We start from the raw sequence: 23663 nt of genomic DNA on the forward strand, positions 1-23663 counted from the left end.
TACTATTCCGTCCAAAGGCAAAGGCGTCTTTCTCATTTATTGGGGAAGATGCCTTTGCCTTTTTCAAAAGAAAGAAAGGGGATTTTATGATGAAGAAAACCGTTCCGGAATATTTTGGCAGTTTGGTATTTGATGACAGAGTGATGCGGGCGATGCTGTCTGCGGATGTATACGCCTCCCTGAAAAAGACCATCGATGAAGGGGCAAAACTGGATCTTAGCGTAGCCAATGCTGTAGCGATTGCAATGAAAGATTGGGCAGTTGCCAATGGTGCTACCCATTACACCCACTGGTTCCAACCTCTGACTGGAATCACTGCAGAAAAGCATGACAGCTTTATCACACCTGCCCCTAATGGCAGCGTTATCATGGAATTTTCCGGCAAGGAACTGATTAAAGGGGAACCTGATGCATCTTCTTTCCCTTCCGGCGGGCTGAGAGCCACTTTTGAAGCCAGAGGCTACACGGCGTGGGATCCTACTTCCTGTGCCTTTATCAAAGGGAAGACATTATGCATCCCTACAGCCTTCTGTTCCTATGGCGGGGAAGCCCTGGATAAGAAAACACCTTTGCTGCGCTCCATGCAGGCGTTGAATAAACAGGCTTTGCGTATCCTGCATCTGTTTGGGAATGATACTGTCAAATGTATCCGCACAGCCGTTGGCCCGGAACAGGAATATTTCCTGATCGATAAGGAAATGTATGAAAAACGAAAAGACCTGTGCTTTACAGGCAGAACACTTTTCGGCGCAAAGCCTCCCAAGGGTCAGGAACTGGATGACCATTACTTCGGCGTTATCAAGCCCAGAGTTACGGCTTATATGGAAGACCTGAATGAAGAGCTCTGGAAACTGGGCATCCTGGCGAAAACAGAGCATAACGAGGTAGCCCCTGCCCAGCATGAACTGGCGCCAATTTACAGCACAACAAATGTAGCCACAGACCATAACCAGCTGACTATGGAGATCATGCAGAAGGTGGCAGCAAAGCACGGCCTGGTTTGCCTGCTCCATGAAAAGCCCTTCGCGGGGGTGAATGGCAGTGGCAAGCATAACAACTGGTCTATTTCCACAGATCAGGGCGTGAACCTGCTTTCTCCCGGGGATACACCCTATGAAAACGCTCAGTTCCTGTTGTTCCTGTGCGCAGTCATCAAGGCTGTGGACGACTATCAGGATCTGCTGCGAGTATCCGTTGCAACAGCCGGGAATGACCATCGACTGGGCGCCAACGAAGCACCTCCCGCCATTGTATCCATCTTCCTGGGGGATGAACTGAATGACATTCTGGAAGCCATCGAAAAAGATGAACCTTATAACGGCGCAGAAAAGACCCAGATGAAGCTGGGGGTAAAAGTTCTGCCTCGATTCAACAGAGATACCACAGACAGAAACAGAACGTCTCCTTTTGCTTTTACAGGCAATAAATTCGAATTCCGTATGGTTGGTTCTTCCGACAGCATTTCCTGTGCAAACATTATGCTGAATACGGCTGTGGCAGAAAGCCTGAAGATTTTTGCCGATGAACTGGAACAGGCAGGGGAATTTGAAACAGCCCTCCATGCTTTGATCCAGAAAACAATCAAAGACCATAAACGCATTATTTTCAACGGCAATGGCTACGATGATGCATGGATCGAAGAGGCGGAAGCAAGGGGCTTAAGCAACTACCGTACCACACCCGATTGTATTCCCCATGTACTGGATCAGAAGAATGTGGATATACTGACAGGCCATAAGGTTTTCACCTATGCGGAAATTCGTTCCAGATATGAGATCACTTTGGAAAATTACAGTAAGACTGTCATCATCGAAGCCAATACTATGGTGGATATGGCGAAAAACGAGATCATTCCCGCAGTGGAAGCCTATGCTCTGGAGCTGGCAAAAACAGCGGCGGCGAAAAAAGCACTGGATGCAGGCCTGGCCTGCAAATATGAAACAGATCTGGTGAAGAAGCTTTCCGACCTGACAGACCGCATGGCAGAAGCAGCCGATGCCCTGGAAGAAGCACTGCTGGGGCTGGATGAGGCGGCAGATATTGCGGAAGAAGCCAATATGGTACGAGATACCGTTCTGGTGAAAATGTGTGAATTGAGACTGGCCTGCGACGAAGCAGAAACAGTGACAGCGAAAAAATACTGGCCTTTCCCTACTTACGGCGACCTGTTGTTCAGCGTGAAGTAAGGGGGCTTTTGATAGAGAAAAGAGGGATAAGATATGTGTTCCATTATGGGGTATTGTTCCAAAGAAGCAGTAAGAGAATTATTTATGAAGGGCTTTCAGCAGACCATTTCCAGAGGACCTGACGACAGCCGTGTGATCGACACGGGCAATGGCCTTTTGGGGTTCCATCGTCTATCCATCATGGGGCTGACGCCCTCCGGCATGCAGCCCTTCGAACTGGATGGCAGCTATGTGGTCTGCAATGGGGAAATCTACGGTTTCCAGAAATGGAAAGACGAGTTATCCGAAAAATATACCTTCCAGAGCGAATCTGACTGCGAGATCCTGCTGCCTATGTATCGGGAATATGGCGTGGAGATGTTTGCCAAACTGGATGCGGAATTTGCCTGCATCCTTTATGATGGCGAAACACAGGAATATATCGCAGCCAGAGACCCCATCGGTATCCGCCCTTTGTACTATGGTTATGATGAAAAAGACGCCATCGTATTTGCCAGTGAGCCAAAAAACCTGGTGGATATTGTAAAGGAAATCATGCCATTCCCTCCCGGTCATTATTATAAGGACGGTGAATTCATCTGCTACTGCGATATTGCAAAAGTGGAAAAGGTGCTTTCTGATGATCTGGAAACGGTATGTAAAAACATCCACGACAAGCTGGTGGCGGGGGTAGAAAAAAGACTGGTTGCCGATGCGAAGGTGGGTTTCCTCCTTTCCGGCGGTCTGGATTCCTCTCTGGTGTGCGCCATTGCGGCAAAGAAAAGTGAAAAGCCTATCCGCACTTTTGCCATTGGCATGAGCGAAGACGCCATCGACCTGAAATATGCAAAGCAGGTGGCAGACTTTATCCACAGCGACCATCAGGAGATTATTATCACCAAGGAAGATGTCCTTTCCTCTCTGGAAACAGTCATCCATTTGCTTGGGACTTATGACATTACTACTATCCGCGCCAGCATGGGCATGTATCTGATCTGTAAAGCAATCCATGAACAGACAGATATTCGGGTTCTGCTGACAGGGGAAATATCTGATGAATTATTTGGGTATAAATATACTGACTTTGCTCCCGATGCGGCGGCCTTCCAGAAGGAAGCGGAAAAGCGTATCCGGGAACTGCATATGTATGATGTGCTGCGGGCAGACCGTTGTATTTCCGTCAATGCACTGGAAGCCAGAGTGCCCTTCGGCGATCTGGATTTCGTGAAATACGTTATGGCGGTCGATCCGGAATTGAAGCTGAATAAATATGGCAAGGGCAAATATCTGCTGCGCCATGCCTTTGAAGGGGATTACCTTCCCGAAGGTATCCTCTGGAGAGAAAAAGCAGCCTTTTCCGACGCAGTGGGTCATTCCATGGTGGATTACCTGAAGGAATATGCGGAAAGCTATTATTCCGATGAAGCATTTGAAGAAAAACGGCAAAAATATTCCCATGCACAGCCTTTTACAAAAGAATCTCTGCTGTATCGGGAAATTTTTGAAAAATATTATCCGAATCAGGCAAAAATGATTGTAGATTTTTGGATGCCCAATAAGGAATGGGAAGGCTGTAACGTAGACGACCCCTCCGCAAGGGTACTGGCAAACTACGGCGATAGCGGCAAATAAGAAAGGAAGCGGAAATAAATGAAACAAGGAAAACAAATCTACGAAGGAAAAGCGAAAAAGGTCTATCGTACCGATGATCCTCGTTTTCTGATCGTATCTTATAAGGACGATGCCACAGCTTTCAATGGGCTGAAAAAAGGCACTATCGTTGGCAAAGGCGTCATCAATAATAAAATGAGCAATCTGCTGATGCAGAGACTGGAAAAGGCGGGCATCCCCACCCATTTCGTTCTGGAGCTGAGTGACAGAGAAACGCTGGTAAAGAAAGTTTCCATCGTGCCTCTGGAAGTCATCATCCGTAATATCGCCGCAGGCTCTTTCTCTAAGAGATATGGCGTGGAAGAAGGTCAGAAATTTGATGTGCCTACTATTGAATTTTCCTACAAAAATGATGACTTGGGAGACCCTCTGCTGAATAAAGCCCACGCCATTGCCATGAAGCTGGCAACGGAAGAAGAAATCGCCACCATTGAAAAATATGCCTTTGCCGTCAATGAAGAGCTGAAAAAATTCTGGGCGGAATGTGGCGTAACGTTGGTGGATTTTAAACTGGAATTTGGCAGACTGGCCGATGGTACCATTGTTCTGGCCGATGAGATCAGCCCCGATACCTGCCGCCTGTGGGACATGAAAACAGGCGAAAAGCTGGATAAGGACAGATTCCGCAGAGATCTGGGCGGCGTAGAGGATGCTTACAGCGAAGTGATGAAGCGTCTTCTGCAGCATATTTAAGGAGATGATTCTATGAAGAATTGTGCAATCGTTGGGATCAACTGGGGCGACGAAGGAAAAGGCCGCATGGTTGACCTCCTGACAGAAAAATATGATATCGTTGTTCGTTTTCAGGGCGGCGGCAATGCAGGCCATACAGTCGTGAATGAATATGGGAAATTTATGCTGCATCTTCTGCCTTCCGGCATTTTCCGAAAAGGAGTCATCAATATTCTGGGCAATGGCGTTGCCCTTGACCCGGAAAATCTTTGGGTGGAAATGCAGGATGTGGTGAAGCAGGGCGTTTCTCTGACCCCTGAAAATCTAAAGATCAGCGATAGAGCATCCATCCTGCTGCCCTGGCACAGAGACCTGGATGCCCTGGAGGAACAGCGCCTGCAGGATAAAAAATACGGCTCTACAAAACAGGGCATTGCCCCTTTTTATTCCGATAAATTCCAGAAGAAAACCATTCTGGCAGGGGAACTGTTCTATCCTGAAGAACTGAAAGCCCATCTGGCAGACCTGCTGGAATGGAAAAACCTGACTCTGACAAAGGTTTACGATGCAGAGCCTTACACCATGGAAATGCTGGAAAAATGGATAGAGGAATATTGCGAAAAGATCAAACCTTTCATCTGCGATACCACAGCGATTCTGAAAGAAGCTCAGAAGGAAGGCAAAGGCATCCTGTTTGAAGCCCAGTTGGGTTCTCTGAGAGATTTGGATTATGGCATCTATCCCTATACCACATCTTCCAATACCACAGCGGCTTATATCCCTATTGGCTCCGGACTGCCTTCTGCCCATGTTTCTGATATCGTGGGCGTGGTAAAGGCATATTCTACCTGTGTGGGGGAAGGACCTTTCGTTTGTGAAATGTTCGGGGACGAAGCGGAAGAACTGCGAAAAGCCGGCTTTGAATACGGCGCAAAAACAGGCAGACCCCGCCGCGTTGGCCCTATGGATATCGTAGCCACGAAATATGGCGTGAAGGTGCAGGATGCGACGGAGATCGCTCTGACAAAACTGGATGTCCTCAGCTACATGGATAAAATTCCTGTTTGCACCCATTATGTTTTGGATGGGAAGAAGACCGACGAATTCCCGTTCCCTGTTGCTTTGAACGAAGCAAAGCCTGTTATTGAATATTTCGACGGCTGGAAATGCGACATTTCTAAGGCTCGTACCTGGGAAGAACTGCCCAAACAGGCCCAGGACTATGTAACATTTATCGAAAAAGCCATCGGTTGCCCTATCACATATGTTTCCGTTGGCCCTGAAAGAGACAGTATCATCATCAGAAGTAAGTAAGGAGAATTCCTATGAAAAAGAAATACGAATCCCCGTTGGCTTCCCGCTATGCCTCCGATTATATGCTGGAGCTGTTCTCCGCTGATACCCGCTATCAGACATGGCGGAAGCTGTGGGTTTCCCTGGCAAAGGCGGAAAAAGAACTGGGTCTGCCCATCAAAGAGGAACAGGTCAGGGATCTGGAAACCCATATCGAAGATATCGACTATGAATGTGTGAAACAGAGAGAAAAAGAAGTGCGTCATGATGTGATGGCCCATGTATATGCCTATGGCAAGGTGGCACCTTCCGCCGCAGGCATCATCCATCTGGGGGCGACTAGCTGCTATGTAACAGATAATGCAGACCTGGTCATTTACAGAGATGGCCTGCGCTATCTGAGAAAAGAATTGCTGCAGGTCATTGCCAATTTGGCGGATTTCGCAGAAAAATATAAAGCTCTGCCTACTTTGGGATATACCCATTATCAGCCTGCACAGTTGGTGACAGTAGGCAAACGGGCCACCCTTTGGATGCAGGATTTTCTTTCCGACTTGGAAGAACTTGATTTTGTTATCGAAAGCATGAAATTCCTTGGCTGCCGCGGCACCACAGGTACAGAAGCCAGCTTTGTAGACCTCTTTGAAGGGGATACAGAAAAAATTGAAGAAATGAACAGAAAAATTGCCGCAGATTTTGGATTTGCGGAATGTTTTGCTGTCTGCGGGCAGACTTATCCCAGAAAAGTGGACAGCCGCATTTTGAACTGCCTTTCTTCCATCGCTCAGAGCTGCTATCGTATGGCGAATGATATCCGTCTGCTGCAGCATGACAGACAGGTAGAAGAACCCTTTGAAAAAAATCAGATTGGTTCCTCTGCCATGGCCTATAAGAGAAACCCCATGCGCAGTGAACGTATCTGTTCTCTATCTCGTTATCTGATGGCAGATGCCATGAATGCACCTATGACAGCATCCGTGCAGTGGCTGGAACGCACACTGGATGATTCCGCCAACCGTCGCATTTCCATGCCCGAAGGCTTCCTCTGTGCCGATGCCATTCTGAGATTGGCGCAGAATGTGACCGATGGTCTGCATGTCAATGAAAAAATCGTAGAAAGAACAGTAAAAGAATATCTGCCTTTCATCGCGACGGAAAACCTGATGATGGAAGCAGTAAAACGGGGCGGCGACAGACAGGAAATTCACGAAATTATCCGTACCTGCTCCCACGAAGCAACAGCAAAAATGAAAAATGGCGAGGATTGCGACCTTTTGGCGCGTCTGGCGGCCCAGAAGGAATTTGGCCTGACGGAAGCAGAAATGGAACAGCTCCTTGCCCCTGAACTTTACATCGGCAGATGCCCCGAACAGGTAGATGCATTCCTTGCAAAGGTACGTCCTCTGCTTTCTGAAGTATCCAAAGAAACGGTAGAGATCAATTTGTAAAAAACAGAACAGAAAGAGGGAGGATTTGCTATGACAAAATATATATTTGTAACGGGGGGCGTTGTATCCGGTCTTGGCAAGGGCATTACGGCCGCTTCCCTTGGCCGGCTGCTGAAGGCCAGAGGGTTGAAAGTGGCTGCGCAGAAACTGGACCCTTATATCAATGTTGACCCCGGTACCATGAGCCCCTATCAGCATGGGGAAGTTTACGTGACAGAGGATGGGGCAGAAACAGATTTGGACTTAGGCCATTATGAACGCTTCATCGATGAAGACTTAAATAAATTTTCCAACCTTACTACCGGTAAGGTTTATTGGAATGTTTTGAATAAAGAACGTCGTGGGGAATATCTGGGTTCGACGGTGCAGGTCATCCCCCATATCACCAATGAGATCAAAGAATTCGTTTATCGTGTGGGCGAAAAGACCGGTGCAGATGTGGTCATCACGGAAATCGGCGGTACCATCGGCGATATTGAATCTCAGCCCTTTTTGGAAGCAGTGCGCCAGATTTCATTGGAAGTGGGCAGGGAAAACAGCCTTTTCATCCATGTGACACTGGTTCCTTTCCTGAAAGGTTCGGAAGAACATAAATCCAAACCCACCCAACATTCCGTCAAAGAACTGCAGGGTATGGGTATCAATCCCAATATGATCGTTTTGCGCTGCGATGAGCCTTTAGAGGAATCCATCTTCCAGAAAATTTCTCTGTTCTGTAATGTAAAGCCTGATTGTGTTATTGAAAATATCACCCTGCCGAATCTGTATGAAGCACCACTGATGCTGGAAAGATCGAATTTTTCCCAAGTGGTCTGCAGAGAATTGGGCCTGCAGACAGAAGCGCCTGACCTGAAAGAATGGACAGCTATGGTGGAACGCATCAAAAACAGACCCTACAGTGTGGATATCGGTCTGGTGGGAAAATATGTGGAGCTGCATGATGCCTATCTTTCTGTGGCGGAAGCTCTGCGCCATGGGGGCTATTTCCATGATACCCATGTGAAGATCCATTGGATAGATTCGGAACAGATCACTGAAGGAAATGCTGAAGAACAACTGGAAGGGCTGGATGGTATCATCATTCCCGGGGGCTTTGGCAACAGAGGGACAGAGGGCATGATCCTGGCGGCGAAATACGCCAGAGAGAAGAGAGTGCCATACTTTGGCATTTGCCTTGGCATGCAGATCGGCGTCATCGAATATGCCCGCAACATAGCTGGCCTTGGGGATGCAAATTCCGGGGAATTCGATGTCAGCTGCCAGCATAAGGTCATTGATTTTATGCCGGGCCAGAGCGAAGAAGTGGCAAAGGGCGGCACTCTGCGCCTGGGGGCATATCCCTGCAAGATCAAAGCAGGTACGACTATGGCACGCTGCTATGGCGCAGATACCATTAGCGAACGCCACAGACACCGCTATGAATTCAACAATGATTATCGGGAATTGCTGCAGGCGAAAGGGCTGACCTTCAGCGGCACATCCCCCGACGGAAGATTGGTGGAAACAGTAGAACTGACGGATAGAGCTTTCCATGTGGGCGTGCAGTATCATCCTGAATTCAAAAGCCGCCCCAATAAGCCCCATCCTTTATTCAAGGGCTTCGTTGGCGCAGCATTGGAAAGAGCAAAGGGGGAGAAAAAATGAGTATCCGAGAAGAATGTGGCGTTTTTGGTGTCATTGCCACGGAGCCGGCCGATGTGGCAAGCATGGCCTATTATGGGCTCTATGCCCTGCAGCACCGCGGGCAGGAAAGCTGCGGCATCGTTGTCAGCGAGGATGGTGTGTTTTCCTCCCATAAAGACCTGGGGCTGGTCAATGAAGTATTCACAAAGGATATTTTGAATCGATTTCCCAAGGGCAGCATGGCAGTGGGGCATGTGCGCTATGGCACGACTGGCGGCACGAATCGAATCAATTGCCAGCCCATTGAAGTGAATCATCAGAAAGGCACTATGGCCCTGGCCCATAACGGCAATCTGAGCAATGCGGCGGATCTGCGAAACGAATTGGAACTGAACGGTGCCATTTTCCATACCACCAGCGACACGGAGACCATTGCCTATATCGTTACCAGGGAGCGACTGAAAACCAATTCCATCGAAGATGCTCTCAGCAATGCTATGAAGGTTTTGGATGGGGCCTATTCCCTTGTGCTGATGTCTCCCCGAAAGCTGATCTGTGCCAGAGATCCCTATGGCTTCCGTCCCCTTTGCTATGGCAAAACAGCAGACGGCATATATGTGGTGGCTTCGGAAAGCTGTGCGCTGCAGGCCGTGGGTGCAGAATTTATCCGAGATGTGGAGCCGGGAGAAATTCTGGTTTTTAGTCAAAATGGCGTTGTTTCCAGATTGGAACATTGTAATACAAAAGAGAAGAAACTCTGTATTTTTGAATATATCTATTTTGCCAGACCCGATTCCATCATTGATGGGGTTTCCGTCCATGGTGCCCGCATCCGTGCGGGGGAAATTCTGGCAAAAGCCCATCCCGTTGATGCGGATGTGGTCATTGGCGTGCCGGATTCCGGCTTGGATGCTGCTTTGGGCTATAGCCGGGCAACAGGCATCCCCTATGGGATTGGGCTCATCAAAAATAAATATATCGGTAGAACGTTCATTTCTCCGGGGCAGGATGCCCGCCTGGATAAGGTACGTATCAAGCTGAGCGCTGTGGAAGAAAGCGTCAAAGGAAAACGAGTGGTGATGATCGATGATTCCATCGTCAGAGGCACCACCAGCGGGCGCATCGTAAAGCTGCTGCGGGAAGCAGGAGCAAAGGAAATTCATGTCCGCATCTCTGCGCCGCCCTTCCTGCATCCCTGTTATTATGGTACGGATATCGATTCTGAGGAGCATCTGATCGCCTGCCATCATACTGTGGAAGAGATCAGAGAAATGATCGGAGCAGATTCTTTGGGTTATCTGCCGGTAGAAGAACTGGGCGGCCTGATTGGAAATGAAGATTACTGCAGTGCTTGCTTCAGCGGGAAATATCCTACAGCAATTCCAACAGACACAAGAAAAAACAGATTTGAACAGAAACTTTCCGAAACTCAAAAAAGAAACGAAGAGGAAAGGGGAAACTGACATGGGTAAGGAATTCAATAGAAAAATCATTTTGGAAGATGGCAGTGAATATTACGGCTACGCTTTTGGATACGAAGGGCAGAAGGTCTGCGAGATCGTGTTCAATACTTCCATGGTTGGGTATCAGGAGATCCTTTCCGACCCATCTTATACAGATCAGGCAGTAGTCATGACGTATCCCCTGATCGGCAATTATGGCATGGCAGATGATGATTATGAAACCATCACGCCTACCATCGGCGGGCTGATCGTAAGAGAATACAACGATTTTCCCTCCAATTTCAGAAGCACTGCTACGCTTTCTGAAGTCATGAAAAAATATAACATCGCCGGTATTTCTGGTGTGGATACCAGAAAACTGACCCGTTCTATCCGCGACTATGGCAGCAGAAAGGTTCTGCTGGCACATGCGGCTTTGCCCTTGGAAGAAGGGCTGAAGATCCTGGCGGAAAGTCCCATGCCTTCCGGCGAAGTGGCAAGGGTCAGCTGTAAAACATTGTGGCACGCGAAAGTACCTAATGAAAAATATCGCGTGGTTGCCATTGACTGCGGCATGAAGCAGAATATCGTCCGTTCTTTGAACAAACGGGGCTGCAGTGTCACCATTGTTCCCTGGAACACAACAGCGGAGCAGATCAACCAGCTGGCACCCGACGGGGTGTTCCTTTCCAATGGCCCCGGCAACCCGGAAGAGGTGCAGCCTGTGATCGAAACAGTGCGAAAGCTGCGGGGCAAATATCCTATTTTTGGCATCTGCCTTGGCCATCAGGTCATTTCTCTGGCCTATGGCGGCAAAACCTATAAGCTGAAATTTGGACATCGCGGCGGGAATCATCCTGTGCGGAATCTGGAAACCAATAAAATCGAAATCACCTCTCAAAACCATTCCTACGCTGTAGATACGGAAAGCCTGAAGGGGACAGATTTGACTGTTACCCATATCAACATTCTGGATGATACCATCGAAGGTGTGAAATGCGAGAGAGATCATATATTCAGTGTGCAGTATCATCCGGAAAGTGCGCCCGGTCCTCAGGACAGCGGGTATCTTTTCGATCAGTTTATCAAAATGATGGAGGTAGAAAAGAACCATGCCGAAAAGAACAGATATTAAAAAGGTACTTGTCATTGGTTCCGGGCCCATCGTCATCGGTCAGGCTGCGGAATTCGACTATGCCGGCACTCAGGCCTGCCTTGCCCTGAAGGAAGAAGGCTATGAAGTGCTTCTTTGCAATTCCAACCCTGCCACCATCATGACGGATACTTCCATTGCCCATCAGGTCTATATGGAACCTCTGACACTGGAATATATTGCGAAAATCATCCGTTATGAACGTCCGGATGCTATTTTGCCCGGTATTGGCGGGCAGACAGGTCTGAACCTTGCGATGCAGCTGGAAAAGAAGGGCATCCTGAAAGAATGTCAGGTGGAACTCCTGGGGACAAAAAGCAGCAGTATCGAACAGGCGGAAGACCGCGAACTGTTCAAGGAGCTCTGCGAAAAACTGGGCGAACCTGTCCTGCCTTCCGATGTGGCAAATTCCATTGAAGAAGGGTTAAAGGTAGCAGAAAGTATCGGCTATCCTGTTGTGCTGCGTCCTGCCTTCACCTTGGGCGGCACCGGCGGCGGCTTTGCCGATAGTGAAGAAGAATTCATTCCTATGATGAAAAATGCCCTGACGCTTTCCCCTGTGCATCAGGTTCTGATCGAAAAGAGCATCAAGGGCTATAAAGAAATTGAATATGAAGTGATACGGGACAGCAACGACACAGCTATCACCATCTGTAATATGGAAAATCTTGACCCCGTTGGCATCCATACGGGCGATTCCATCGTCGTTTGTCCTTCCCAGACTTTGACCAACAAGGAATATCACATGCTGCGGGACAGTGCCCTGAAAATCATTCGTGCGTTGGAGATCGAAGGGGGCTGCAATGTACAGTTTGCTTTAGACCCTGAATCTTTTCAATACTACCTGATCGAGGTCAATCCCCGTGTATCCCGTTCCTCTGCATTGGCATCCAAGGCCAGCGGTTATCCTATCGCTCGTGTTTCTGCGAAGATCGGCGTGGGTATGACGCTGGATGAAATTCAGATCGCCAATACGCCTGCATCCTTCGAACCTGCCCTGGACTACGTGGTAACGAAAATGCCTCGTTTCCCCTTCGATAAATTTGCGGATGCAAATAATTCCCTGAGTACACAGATGAAAGCTACAGGGGAAGTCATGAGCATCGGCAGAACCTTTGAAGAAAGCCTGCTGAAGGCCATCCGCTCTCTGGAAATCGGTCTGTATCATCTGGAACATCATAAGTTTGATGATTGGACAGAGGATGCCTTGATGGATTATATCAAGATCGGCACCGACGATCGTATCTATGCCATTGCAAAGCTGCTGCGCATGGGCTGCAGCGTGGAAGAAATCAAGAAAGCAACGAAGATCGACCTGTTTTTCCTCAGAAAGCTGAAAAATATTGTGGAAAAAGAGAAGGAGATCAAAGCAAACTGTGGAAATATCGAAATTTTGCGGGAAGCAAAGAAAATGGGCTTTGCCGATAAAACTGTTGCACAGCTCTGGGATAAAAAAGAAACAGAGATTTTTGACATGCGAAAAGAAGCGGGCATCCTGCCTGTATATAAAATGATCGATACCTGTGCTTCCGAATTCGAAAGCTATATCCCTTATTTTTACTCCACTTATGAAAAAGAAAACGAATCTATCGTTTCGGAGAAGAAGAAGGTCATCGTGTTGGGCTCCGGTCCTATCCGCATCGGGCAGGGGGTAGAATTCGACTATTCCACCGTACATGCGGTGCAGACCATTCAGAAGGCGGGCTATGAAGCTATCATCATCAACAATAACCCAGAAACGGTTTCCACGGATTACACCTGTTCCGATAAGCTGTATTTTGAACCCCTTTGCGTGGAGGATGTGATGAACGTCATCGATCTGGAGCAGCCAGAAGGTGTCATTGCCACTCTGGGCGGCCAGACTGCCATCAATCTGGCGGCACCTTTGGAGGAAAGAGGCGTGAAGATCATCGGCACAGACTGCGACGCCATCGAACGGGCAGAAAACAGAGATGCCTTTGAAAAGCTTCTGGCAGAATTGGGCATCCCCCAGCCCAAAGGACAGGCGGTCACCAGCATCGAAGCAGGCATCAAAGCGGCGGAAGAGATCGGCTATCCTGTTCTGGTGCGTCCCAGCTTTGTTCTGGGCGGCAGGGCCATGCGGATCGTTGCCAAAGAAGAGCAGCTGCGTCATTATCTGAAAACAGCCGTAGAAATCGATGAAGACAAGCCTGTTCTGGTGGATAAATATATCCGCGGGAAAGAGGTGGAGGTGGACGCCATCTGCGACGGGAACCGCGTCTTTATTCCCGGCATCATGGAGTTGGTAGAACGTACGGGCATCCATTCCGGTGACTCTATCAGTGTGTATCCTTCCTTCAGCATTTCCGATAGGGTAAAAGAAAAAATCATTGATTATACGAAAAAATTGGGGCTGGGCATTGGCATTATTGGCCTGTTCAATATCCAGTTCATCGTAGATAAAGAAGAAAATGTGTATATTATTGAAGTGAATCCCCGTTCCTCCCGTACGGTGCCTTTCCTTTCCAAGGCAACGGGTTACAGCCTGGCGGATATCGCCACATATGTTATTCTGGGCAAGAGCCTGGTGGAACAGGGCATTTTCAAGGCATATCCAGAAGAAAAGGGACGTTATTATGTAAAAGCGCCTGCCTTCTCCTTCTCCAAGCTGAACGGCATGGATGCATATTTGTCTCCTGAAATGAAATCCACAGGGGAGGCCATCGGCTATGATACGAAGCTCCATCGCGCTATGTATAAGGCCATGCTGGCATCGGGCATCCGCATGCAGAATTACGGAACCGTTCTGGTCACCCTGGCGGATGAGGATAAGGAAGAGGCTTTGCCCCTGATCCGCCGTTTTTATGAGATGGGCTTCAATATCGAGGCCACGGCAGGCACAGCCGCTTTCCTGAAAGGCAAGGGCATCCGCACCAGAGTGCGCGGGAAGCTGAGTGAAGGCAGTGAAGAAATTTTGGAATCCATCCGGGCAGGCTATGTCAGCTATGTCATCAATACTAGAGCCATCCTTTCCGGCATCCATAACGAGGACGGGGTAGCCATTCGCCGCTGTGCCAGTGAAAATAATGTGACGATGTTTACATCTTTGGATACTGTTCGGGTGCTTCTGGATGTTCTGGAAGAGATCACTATGGGGATCAGTTTGATCAGCGATTGATGGAGGAAGGTGGAAAGATATGTTTGATGCAGTAAAAGTAAAAGATCAATGTATAGAATGGATCAGAAAATTTTTTGAAGAAAACGGAAAGGGATGCAACGCAGTTGTTGGCATTTCCGGCGGGAAAGACAGCTCTGTTACAGCGGCCCTTTGCGCAGAAGCCCTGGGGAAGGATAGAGTCATCGGCGTTTTGATGCCCTGCGGCAAGCAGGAGGATATCGATATGGCGTATATGCTGGTGAACCATCTGGGGATCAAGCATTATGAGATCAATATCAAAAATGCGGTGGACGGCATCCTGGAGGAAATGAAGGAACTGGAAATTTCCCGCCAGAGCAGAACGAACCTGCCTGCCCGTATTCGTATGGCGACGGTATATGCCGTTTCCCAGAGTGTGAACGGTAGAGTAGCAAATACCTGCAATCTTTCTGAGGACTGGGTGGGTTATTCTACAAAATACGGCGATGCGGCAGGGGATTTCAGCCCTCTGTGCAACCTGACAGTAACGGAAGTAAAGAAGATCGGTGCAGTGTTGGGGCTGCCTGATGCGCTAACCCAGAAAACACCCATCGATGGTCTGAGCGGGAAAACAGACGAAGAAAATCTGGGCTTTACCTATGCGGAACTGGATCAATATATCCGCACAGGCAAAATCGAAGATCAGGAAAAGAAAAACCGAATCGATCAGCTTCATCAGAAAAATCTGTTCAAGCTGCAGTTGATGCCGGGATTCCCTTATTCCGCAGAATAAAAAGAGAAAAAAGACAGGACCTTATGGTATGGGTCCTGTCTTTTCTTTTTATGGAGGTTTTTGGATTTTTTAGCTGAAGAAGAGCTTCATATCTTCTTCTACTGTGCCGATGCCTGCAATGCCGAAGTTTTCTACCAGTACCTTTGCCACATTGGGGCTGAGGAAAGCGGGCAGAGTGGGGCCCAGATGGATGTTTTTCACACCCAGATACAGCAGAGACAGCAGTACGATGACAGCCTTCTGTTCATACCATGCTACGTTGTAGATGATGGGCAGGTCATTGATATCTTCCAGACCAAAGACTTCCTTCAGTTTCAGGGCAATGACAGCCAGGGAATAGCAGTCGTTGCACTGGCCTGCATCCAGCACGCGGGGGATGCCGCCGATGTCGCCCAGGGGCAACTTGTTATATTTGTATTTTGCACAGCCTGCAGTCAGGATAACGGTATCCTGGGGCAGAGCCTGAGCAAATTCCGCATAGTAATCGCGGCTCTTTGCGCGGCCGTCGCAGCCTGCCATAACAACGAATTTCTTGATAGCACCGGATTTTACGGCTTCGATGACTTTATCCGCCAGAGCCATTACCTGCGCATGGGCGAAGCCACCGATGATCTCGCCTGTTTCGATCTCTGTGGGAGCAGCACAGCGTTTTGCATGCTCGATGATCTCAGAAAAATCTTTTTCTTCGCCAATTTCGCCTGCAATGTGTTTGCATCCGGGGAAGCCTGCGGCACCTGTGGTGTACATGCGGTCTTTATAGCTGTCCTTAGGGGGAACGATACAGTTTGTTGTCATCAGGATGGGGCCATTAAAAGACTCGAATTCTTCTTTCTGTTTCCACCATGCGTTGCCGTAATTGCCTACGAAATGGCTGTACTTTTTGAATGCGGGGTAATAGTGAGCGGGCAGCATTTCGGAATGGGTATAGATATCTACGCCTGTGCCTTCTGTCTGTTTCAGCAGCATTTCCATATCTCTCAGATCGTGACCGGAAACCAGGATGCCGGGGCGCGTGCCTACGCCGATGTTTACTTTTGTGATCTCGGGATTTCCGTAAGCAGAAGTATTGGCTTTATCCAGCAGGGCCATGCCGTTGACACCGTATTTGCCAACTTCCATGGTCAGAGCAACCAGATCGTCTACGGTCAGGCTGTTGTCCAGTGTTGCCGCCAGGGCTTTCTGCAGGAACGCATCTACTTCTTCATCATCCTGCAGCAGAGCGTTTGCATGCTTGCTATAGGCAGACAGACCCTTCAGGCCATAAGTGATCATTTCTCTCAGGCTGCGGATATCTTCATCCTGTGTGGAAAGTACGCCAACTTCTGCTGCTTTGCTTTCCAGTTCTGCCTTTTCCGCTGCAGTCCAAAGAGCCGCTGCGGGCAGAGCTTCTTTTTCTGCCACCATCTGCAGCAGTTCTTCTTTGCGCTGCAGTGTATCAAAAATTCTTGCAACGATCATATCTTCATCAAAGTTTGCGTTTGTGATGGTCACAAACAGGTTCAGTGTGATCATGTGGTTGATGCCCTTTGCCACAGGCTTGCCTTCCTTACGCAGCTGCGTTGTCACTGCAGAGATACCTTTGGAAACATACACCAGCATATCCTGCATGGCAGCTACCTGAGGGTTTTTGCCGCAGACACCCATTCTGGTGCAGCCTGCGCAACCTGCTGTTTCCTGACACTGATAACAAAACATTTTATTCTCCATATGATTATCCTCCTATTATCCTGATTGTTTTAGTTGGGTTTGACTTTCTGGAGACATCATACTACAATCAAAATAAAAAATATGTTGTTATAACAACAGGAGATGAAAAAATGGATAAAAATTTTTTGTCGAAAACCATTCTCTTCCAAGGGATATCTCCTGATGAGGTTCAGGGGATGCTGGGCTGCTTGGGAGGAGAAACCAAAAGCTATCGGAAGGGCAACGTCATTTATCATATGGGGGAGATCATCCACTCCATCGGGATCGTGCTTTCTGGCAGTGTTTCCATAGAAAATAATGACGTATGGGGCAATAAGAGCATATTGGAAAAGGCGGGGCCTGGGCAGGTCTTTGCAGAGGCCTATGCCTGTATCCCCAATGAACCTCTGATGATCAGCATCGTTGCAACAGAACCGACTGAGATTTTGTTTCTGGATGTGAATCGGGTGCTGCATGTTTGTTCCAATGCCTGCAGCCATCACAGCAGGGTGATCCGTAATCTGCTTTCTGTTTCTTTTCAAAAAAATCTCGGCCTGACCCGTCGCATTTTTCATACCAGCTCCAAGTCTATTCGGGGAAGGTTGTTATCCTATCTTTCCTTTCAGGCGAATCAGCATGACAGCTGCGATTTTGAGATTCCGTTCAGCCGTCAGCAGCTGGCGGATTATCTCAGTGTGGATCGAAGCGCCATGTCCAATGAGCTGAGCAAAATGCAGAAGGAAGGCCTGCTGCAGGTGGATCGCAATCACTTTACTCTGATCGGGATAGATCTGGAATAATGCGTTTTTTTACGGAAACAGAAAAGTCTTATAAAATAGGAACAAATCTTTTTTTAGAGAGAAAAATGGAGATCATAGCTCCATGATGAAAACATTTGTTTATAGAGAGGAAAGAGAGGAGAAAGATGAGTCGTTTATCTATTGAAACGCCCGGACGGGCGCAAACCGTCCTGGACGGGCTGCACCGGGATATGGACTGCCGTATCAACGCCAGTGCCCATGGCCTGTGTCCGGTGGATATGTCCCTGAACTATTTGCGTCTTTGCCACGCGCAGACCTGTGGCAAATGTGTGCCCTGCCGTATCGGCCTGGGGCAGCTGGAAAATCTGATCGAGCAGGTGCTGGATGGGGATGCAACCATGGAGACCATCGATACCATTGAACGGACTGCCAGAGTCATTGCCGATTCTGCAGGCTGTGCCATCGGTTACGAAGGGGCTCATATGGTATTGAAGGGTATTCGCGGCTTCCGTGAAGATTACGAAGAACATGTATTGCATGGCCGTTGTATCTCTGCTTTGACCTTCCCCGTACCCTGTGTTTCTGCCTGTCCTGCCCATGTGGACGTTCCCGGCTATGTGGCGCTGGTGAATGAAGGCAGATATGAAGAAGCGGTGAGCCTGATCCGTAAAGATAATCCTTTCCCTTCTTCCTGCGCATACGTTTGTGAGCATCCCTGCGAAGGCCATTGTCGTCGTGCCATGGTGGATGATGCGATCAATATATGTGGCCTGAAGCGCTTTGCGGTGGATAATGCAAAGCCCCAGCCTGCAAAAATTCTGCATGAACCCACAGGCAAGACGGTCGGCATCATCGGCGGCGGCCCCGGCGGGCTGACTGCAGCATATTTCCTTTCCCAGATGGGGCATCAGGTAACGGTATATGAACAGCGCCCCAAACTGGGCGGCATGCTGCGCTATGGTATTCCTGATTATCGCCTGCCCCATGATGTTCTGGAACGGGATATTGAGCATATCCTGACCACAGGCATCAATGTTATCACGGATGTTTCCATCGGTAAGGATGTTTCTATGGAAGATATTCAGAAGAGCTTCGATGCCGTTTATATTTCCATCGGCGCCCATAATGATAAAAAACTGGGCATCGAAGGGGAAGATGCCATCAACGTTGTCAGCGCGGTAGGTCTGCTGCGCCGCATCGGCGAAGGGGATGCCCCTGATTTTACAGGTAAGAAGATCTGTGTCATCGGCGGCGGCAACGTTTCCATGGACGCAACAAGAACCGCAAGAAGACTGGGCGCAGAAAGCGTGACCTGCGTTTACCGTCGTCGTGTGGACGATATGACTGCGTTGGCGGAAGAAATCGAAGAAGCGATGGCAGAAGGCTGCCAGATCCTGCCTCTGCAGGCCCCTGCCCGCATCGAAAAAGACGAAGAGGGCAAAGTAGCTGCATTGTGGACAACCCCTCAGATCATCGGTCCTTACGGCAAAGATGGCAGACCCAAGCCTATCAGTGCCGATGTGCCTGAATTCCGTATCGAATGTGATTATGTCATCGTAGCCATCGGTCAGGCCATCGATGCCCGTCCTTTCGAATCCATTGGTATCAAAACATTCAAGGGCATGATCCAGGCGGAAGACACCAGCTCTGTTGCGGATGTGGATAATGTATTTGCCGGCGGTGACGCCGTTTCCGGCCCTTCTACAGTCATTCGTGCTGTTGCGGCTGGTAAGGTAGCCGCAGCCAATATCGATGCATATCTGGGCTTCGATCATAAGATCAATACCGATATCGTAGTTCCTCCTGCGCATCTTTCCAACGCGCCCCCCTGCGGTCGCGTGAATCTGAAGAGCCACTGCACATCCGATTGTCAGGGCAACTTCGATCTGGTGGTAGACGGCATGAGCAAGAAAGAAGCAAAACAGGAATCCGAACGCTGTCTGCGCTGCGATTACTTTGGCTTTGGTGTATTTAAAGGAGGGAGGAATAACGAATGGTAACATTGACGATCGATGGACTGGTGGTGCATGTGCCTGAGGGTACAACGATCATGGAGGCGGCAAAAAGCGTCAACGTTAAGATCCCTCACCTGTGCTATCTGAAAGATATCAACGAAATTTCCGCCTGTCGTATCTGCTGTGTAGAGGTGGAAGGGGAAAGAGCCATGGTTGCAGCCTGCAGCAACCCTGTCAAAGACGGCATGGTGGTACATACCAATTCTACCCGTGCCCGTAATACACGCCGTACCAATGTGGAGCTGATTTTGTCTCAGCATGACTGCAAATGCGCGACCTGCGTGCGCAGCGGCAACTGTCAGCTGCAGAATGTTGCCAACGATCTGGGCATTCTGGAACTGCCTTATGAGACACAGCTGGCCAAAGGCCGCCGCAGTGCATGGACAAAGACATTCCCCTTGTATCGCGATTTCAACAAATGTATCAAATGTATGCGCTGTATCCAGATCTGCGATAAGGTGCAGACCTTGAATATCTGGGATCTGGCAGGTACAGGCAGCCGTACGACAGTAGACGTTTCCGGCAACCGTGTCATCAAGGATTCTGACTGTGCCCTGTGCGGTCAGTGCATCACCCACTGTCCCGTAGGCGCGTTGCGGGAACGGGATGATACAGAAAAAGTGCGCATGGCTTTGGCGGATAAGGAAAAGATCACAGTGGTGCAGGTTGCCCCCGCAGTGCGTACAGCATGGGGCGAATACTTTGGCCTGAAACGGGAAGAAGCAACGATGGAACGCATGGCTGCAGCTTTGCGCCGTATGGGCTTCGACTATATTTACGACACCAACTTCACTGCCGACCTGACCATCATGGAAGAAGGCAATGAATTCCTGCACAGACTGAAATCTGGCGCGCTGGTACGCTGGCCCATGTTCACCAGCTGCTGTCCCGGCTGGGTACGTTTCCTGAAGGGCCAATATCCTGAACTGACAAGTCAGCTTTCCACAGCGAAATCTCCTCAGCAGATGTTTGGCGCGCTGAGTAAAACATGGCTGGCGGAGAAACTGGGCGTTTCTCCCGAAAAGATCTGCTGTGTTTCCATCATGCCCTGCGTGGCGAAAAAAGCAGAGGCAGCGCTGCCCACTATGGCAGGCGAATATGGCCCCGACGTGGATATCGTGCTGACAACAAGAGAACTGGTGCGCATGATGCGTGCAGACCATCTTGACCCTCATTTTATCAAGGAAGAACCTCTGGATTCTCCCATGGGCACGCACACAGGCGCAGGCGTGATCTTCGGCACCACAGGCGGCGTTATGGAAGCAGCCCTGCGTACAGCATCTTACGTTTTGACCGGGGAAAATCCCGACCCCGACGCATTCAGCGAAGTGCGCACAGAACCCGGCCTGAGAGAGGTTACATATACTGTAGCAGGCATCCCTGTACGCTGTGCCGTTGTCAGCGGTCTGGGCAATGCCCGCAAGCTGATCGAACAGCTGAAAGAGGGCAAAGTGCATTATGATTTTGTGGAAGTGATGGTTTGTCCCGGCGGCTGCGTTGGCGGCGGCGGTCAGCCTATTTCCGTGGAAGATGAAGAACTTTTCGGCGTTCGTGGGGAAAGACTGTATGAGCTGGACAGAGAAAATCCCCTGCGTTTCTCCCATGAAAACCCTGAAGTACAGGCGCTGTATCAGGAATATCTTGGCGAACCTCTGGGCGAAGTTGCCCATCATCTGCTCCATACAGACCATAAGGCGTGGGATATGCCGAAACAGGACTGAAAAATATAAAATGATAAAAAAAGAAGGCATCTGTAATGAAAAAAAGCAGATGCCTTTTTTCGTCCTTTTGCCAATAGCATGCCTATGTCTCTGGTAACAACAGCTTGGCTGGCCCGTAGGTGCTCCCGCACACTCCTGGCAGGCAACAGCTTCCACAGGTTACATCATTGCCCATACAGGCTCCATGACAGCTGCAAAAGTTATGGCTGGTATGATCCACGATGTGCTGGAAGATCCTTCTCAGATTGCAAAAATGAAAGAAGAACGCGCAGCGACTCCTGCCGCGGCTGTCTGGGTCATAAATGCCGTGAGGTCTGCCCCAAGGGTGCCATTTCCATTGTAAACCACAGAGCTTATATCAATCAGGAGCTGTGCATCGAATGTGGCAGATGCAAACAGGTCTGTCCTTTTGGCGCCATCGTAGATAAATCCTATGTTATGAATATCCTGAATCTGCTGCGGGATTCTTTCAATAATACCAATTACCATGTATACGCCGTGGTGGCGCCTGCTGTTGCCAGCCAATTTGGCGAAGTGAATGTGGGACAGGTTTTTGCGGGCATCAAGGAGTTGGGTTTCTATGATGTGGTGGAAGCAGCCATCGCTGGGGATATGGTGGCATTGGCAGAAACAGAAGAATTTACAGAGACCATCGAAGAAAAGAAATGGAAAACCACATCCTGCTGTCCTGCTTTTGTGGATTATGTAAGAAAGAACCACCCTGATCTGATGGATCATGTTTCTACAGTGGTTTCTCCCATGATTGCAATGGGCAGAGCCATCCGTGCGAAAGACCCTAAGGCAAGAGTTGTATTTATCGGCCCCTGCACCGCGAAAAAGGTAGAGGTGAAGCAGCCTGAAGTAAAAGGTGCTGTGGATCATGCAATGACCTTCGAAGAGCTGAGAGCCATGTTTGACGCAAAGGGGCTGGATCTTGTAAATCTGCCTGAAATTTCCGCAGGGGAACCTTCTTCCTATGGCCGTATCTTTGCCAGAACAGGCGGCGTAGCGGAAAGTGTGCGCCGTGTGGCAAAGCTGGAAGGGGTAGATGTGGAAATCAATCCTGTTTGCTGCAATGGCATCGAAGAATGTATCAAAGCACTGAAGCTGGCGTCCTTTGGCAGACTGGACGGCAATCTGATCGAAGGCATGGTGTGCAAAGGCGGCTGTACCAACGGCGCAGCATCCATTTTCCATGACCAGAGGGGGATCGAACGGATCAATGGCTTCAGTCGAGAGGCTTTAACAGATGACTCCAATGAAGGCATCCGCGGATACGATATGGAGGCCATCAGCATGGAACGGGAATATGCTGGATTGAAGGCGAAGAAAGAAAACGAATGATTTGAACAAATAGAAAAATAAGTTGTTATGAATTATGGGAAAAACATGGTTTAATAAACAATCAAAGAAAAATAAAACATAAGGGGATATGCTCTTTGCTGACCCGAAAACACAAATTCTGGGAAGGAGAGAGGCTGCGCACAGAGAGCACATGCAGCACAGATGCTGATGAAGTTTCTGGAAAATGTAAAATAATAGACATAAGGTCGGATCGAAAGATTCGGCCTTTATCTTTATGGTTGTTTTATAGAGAATCCTTTTGGTTGTCTATGTGAAAGAGTATATATAAGGAAGGAATTTTTGGGAGGAGGATCCATGGATTGAAAGTTTGATTTTTTTGAAAAAAGGTGTTGACATTTTTCGACATGCGTGTATAATAAATAACTGTCGCTGCTGATTGGCATGTCGAAAAATGGAATATCAAAAAGGTCAACAGCGAATGTATTGAAAGAAAAACATTGACAAGCGGGGCTGGAGATGATATACTAACTTTCGCTGACAAGAACAGCAACAAAAAAGCACAAAAAAAGATTTGAAAAATCAAAAAAAGTGCTTGACAGGAAAATGAAGATTTGATAAAATAATCTTCGCTGCTGAAAAAGCAGATTGATCCTTGAAAACTGAACAATGGATATGAAACACACAACCCATAGTCAATTCAAGCAAACGGAAACGAATGCTAAATAGACAAGAGTTTGCTAGTTTAGAAAAAACTAGATTAGCCAGATACGAAACTGGCAGGTTTAAACTTTAATATAAGAGTTTGATCCTGGCTCAGG

15 protein-coding genes are annotated in these 23663 nt (G+C 48.7%); 14 read left to right on the forward strand and 1 reads right to left on the reverse strand.

Going from position 1 to position 23663, the window contains the following annotated elements:
- Nucleotides 1-86 precede the first annotated feature (86 nt).
- Genes IJ369_RS07230 through nadE form a run of 10 tightly spaced genes read left to right on the forward strand, consistent with a single transcriptional unit; the run spans nt 87 to nt 15357 of the window.
- On the forward strand, nt 87-2186 hold the full coding sequence (locus IJ369_RS07230) for a glutamine synthetase III family protein (protein WP_290717649.1): 2100 nt from the start codon (nt 87-89) through the stop codon (nt 2184-2186).
- Between the two features lie 33 nt (nt 2187-2219).
- The gene (asnB, locus tag IJ369_RS07235) at nt 2220-3797 is read left to right on the forward strand and encodes an asparagine synthase B (RefSeq protein WP_290717650.1); all 1578 of its coding nucleotides are present in this window, start codon (nt 2220-2222) and stop codon (nt 3795-3797) included.
- Between the two features lie 18 nt (nt 3798-3815).
- The gene (gene purC / locus IJ369_RS07240) at nt 3816-4529 is read left to right on the forward strand and encodes a phosphoribosylaminoimidazolesuccinocarboxamide synthase (RefSeq protein ID WP_290717651.1); all 714 of its coding nucleotides are present in this window, start codon (nt 3816-3818) and stop codon (nt 4527-4529) included.
- Nucleotides 4530-4541: 12 nt separating this feature from the next.
- Entirely contained in the window at nt 4542-5822 is a 1281-nt protein-coding gene (locus IJ369_RS07245) for an adenylosuccinate synthase (RefSeq protein WP_290717653.1), read from the forward strand.
- A gap of 11 nt (nt 5823-5833) precedes the next feature.
- Entirely contained in the window at nt 5834-7249 is a 1416-nt protein-coding gene (gene purB / locus IJ369_RS07250) for an adenylosuccinate lyase (RefSeq protein WP_290717654.1), read from the forward strand.
- Nucleotides 7250-7279: 30 nt separating this feature from the next.
- A complete protein-coding gene (locus IJ369_RS07255) occupies nt 7280-8893 on the forward strand; it encodes a CTP synthase (RefSeq protein WP_290717655.1) in 1614 nt (537 codons plus the stop codon).
- Entirely contained in the window at nt 8890-10335 is a 1446-nt protein-coding gene (purF, locus tag IJ369_RS07260) for an amidophosphoribosyltransferase (protein ID WP_290717656.1), read from the forward strand. Before IJ369_RS07255 ends, purF begins: the two co-directional genes overlap by 4 nt.
- Nucleotide 10336: 1 nt before the next feature.
- On the forward strand, nt 10337-11449 hold the full coding sequence (gene carA, locus IJ369_RS07265; protein WP_290717657.1) for a glutamine-hydrolyzing carbamoyl-phosphate synthase small subunit: 1113 nt from the start codon (nt 10337-10339) through the stop codon (nt 11447-11449).
- Nucleotides 11427-14606 carry a carbamoyl-phosphate synthase large subunit gene (gene carB, locus IJ369_RS07270; RefSeq protein WP_290717658.1) on the forward strand — a complete coding sequence of 1060 codons (3180 nt, stop codon included), beginning with the start codon at nt 11427-11429 and terminating at the stop codon, nt 14604-14606. The genes carA and carB overlap by 23 nt, the downstream gene beginning before the upstream one ends.
- A 19-nt stretch (nt 14607-14625) precedes the next feature.
- Nucleotides 14626-15357 (forward strand): NAD(+) synthase, encoded by a 732-nt coding sequence (nadE, locus tag IJ369_RS07275; RefSeq protein WP_290717659.1) that lies wholly within the window; start codon nt 14626-14628, stop codon nt 15355-15357.
- Between the two features lie 69 nt (nt 15358-15426).
- Here the strand turns inward: nadE and hcp are convergent, their stop codons facing one another.
- Nucleotides 15427-17064 carry a hydroxylamine reductase gene (gene hcp, locus IJ369_RS07280; RefSeq protein WP_290717661.1) on the reverse strand — a complete coding sequence of 546 codons (1638 nt, stop codon included), beginning with the start codon at nt 17062-17064 and terminating at the stop codon, nt 15427-15429.
- A gap of 110 nt (nt 17065-17174) precedes the next feature.
- Between hcp and IJ369_RS07285 the strand changes: the two genes are divergently transcribed.
- The 4 genes from IJ369_RS07285 (at nt 17175) to IJ369_RS07300 (ending at nt 22884) form a co-directional block, all read left to right on the forward strand.
- On the forward strand, nt 17175-17843 hold the full coding sequence (locus tag IJ369_RS07285) for a Crp/Fnr family transcriptional regulator (protein WP_290717662.1): 669 nt from the start codon (nt 17175-17177) through the stop codon (nt 17841-17843).
- A 125-nt stretch (nt 17844-17968) separates the two neighbouring features.
- Entirely contained in the window at nt 17969-19804 is a 1836-nt protein-coding gene (locus IJ369_RS07290) for an NAD(P)-binding protein (RefSeq protein ID WP_290717663.1), read from the forward strand.
- Entirely contained in the window at nt 19798-21540 is a 1743-nt protein-coding gene (locus IJ369_RS07295; RefSeq protein WP_290717665.1) for an NADH-dependent [FeFe] hydrogenase, group A6, read from the forward strand. Before IJ369_RS07290 ends, IJ369_RS07295 begins: the two co-directional genes overlap by 7 nt.
- A gap of 84 nt (nt 21541-21624) precedes the next feature.
- A complete protein-coding gene (locus IJ369_RS07300) occupies nt 21625-22884 on the forward strand; it encodes a [Fe-Fe] hydrogenase large subunit C-terminal domain-containing protein (protein ID WP_290717666.1) in 1260 nt (419 codons plus the stop codon).
- Nucleotides 22885-23663 lie beyond the last annotated feature (779 nt).

It is taken from the genome of Anaerotignum sp., assembly GCF_017483025.1.
In the GTDB taxonomy this organism is placed as follows: Bacteria; Bacillota; Clostridia; order Lachnospirales; family Anaerotignaceae; genus Anaerotignum_A.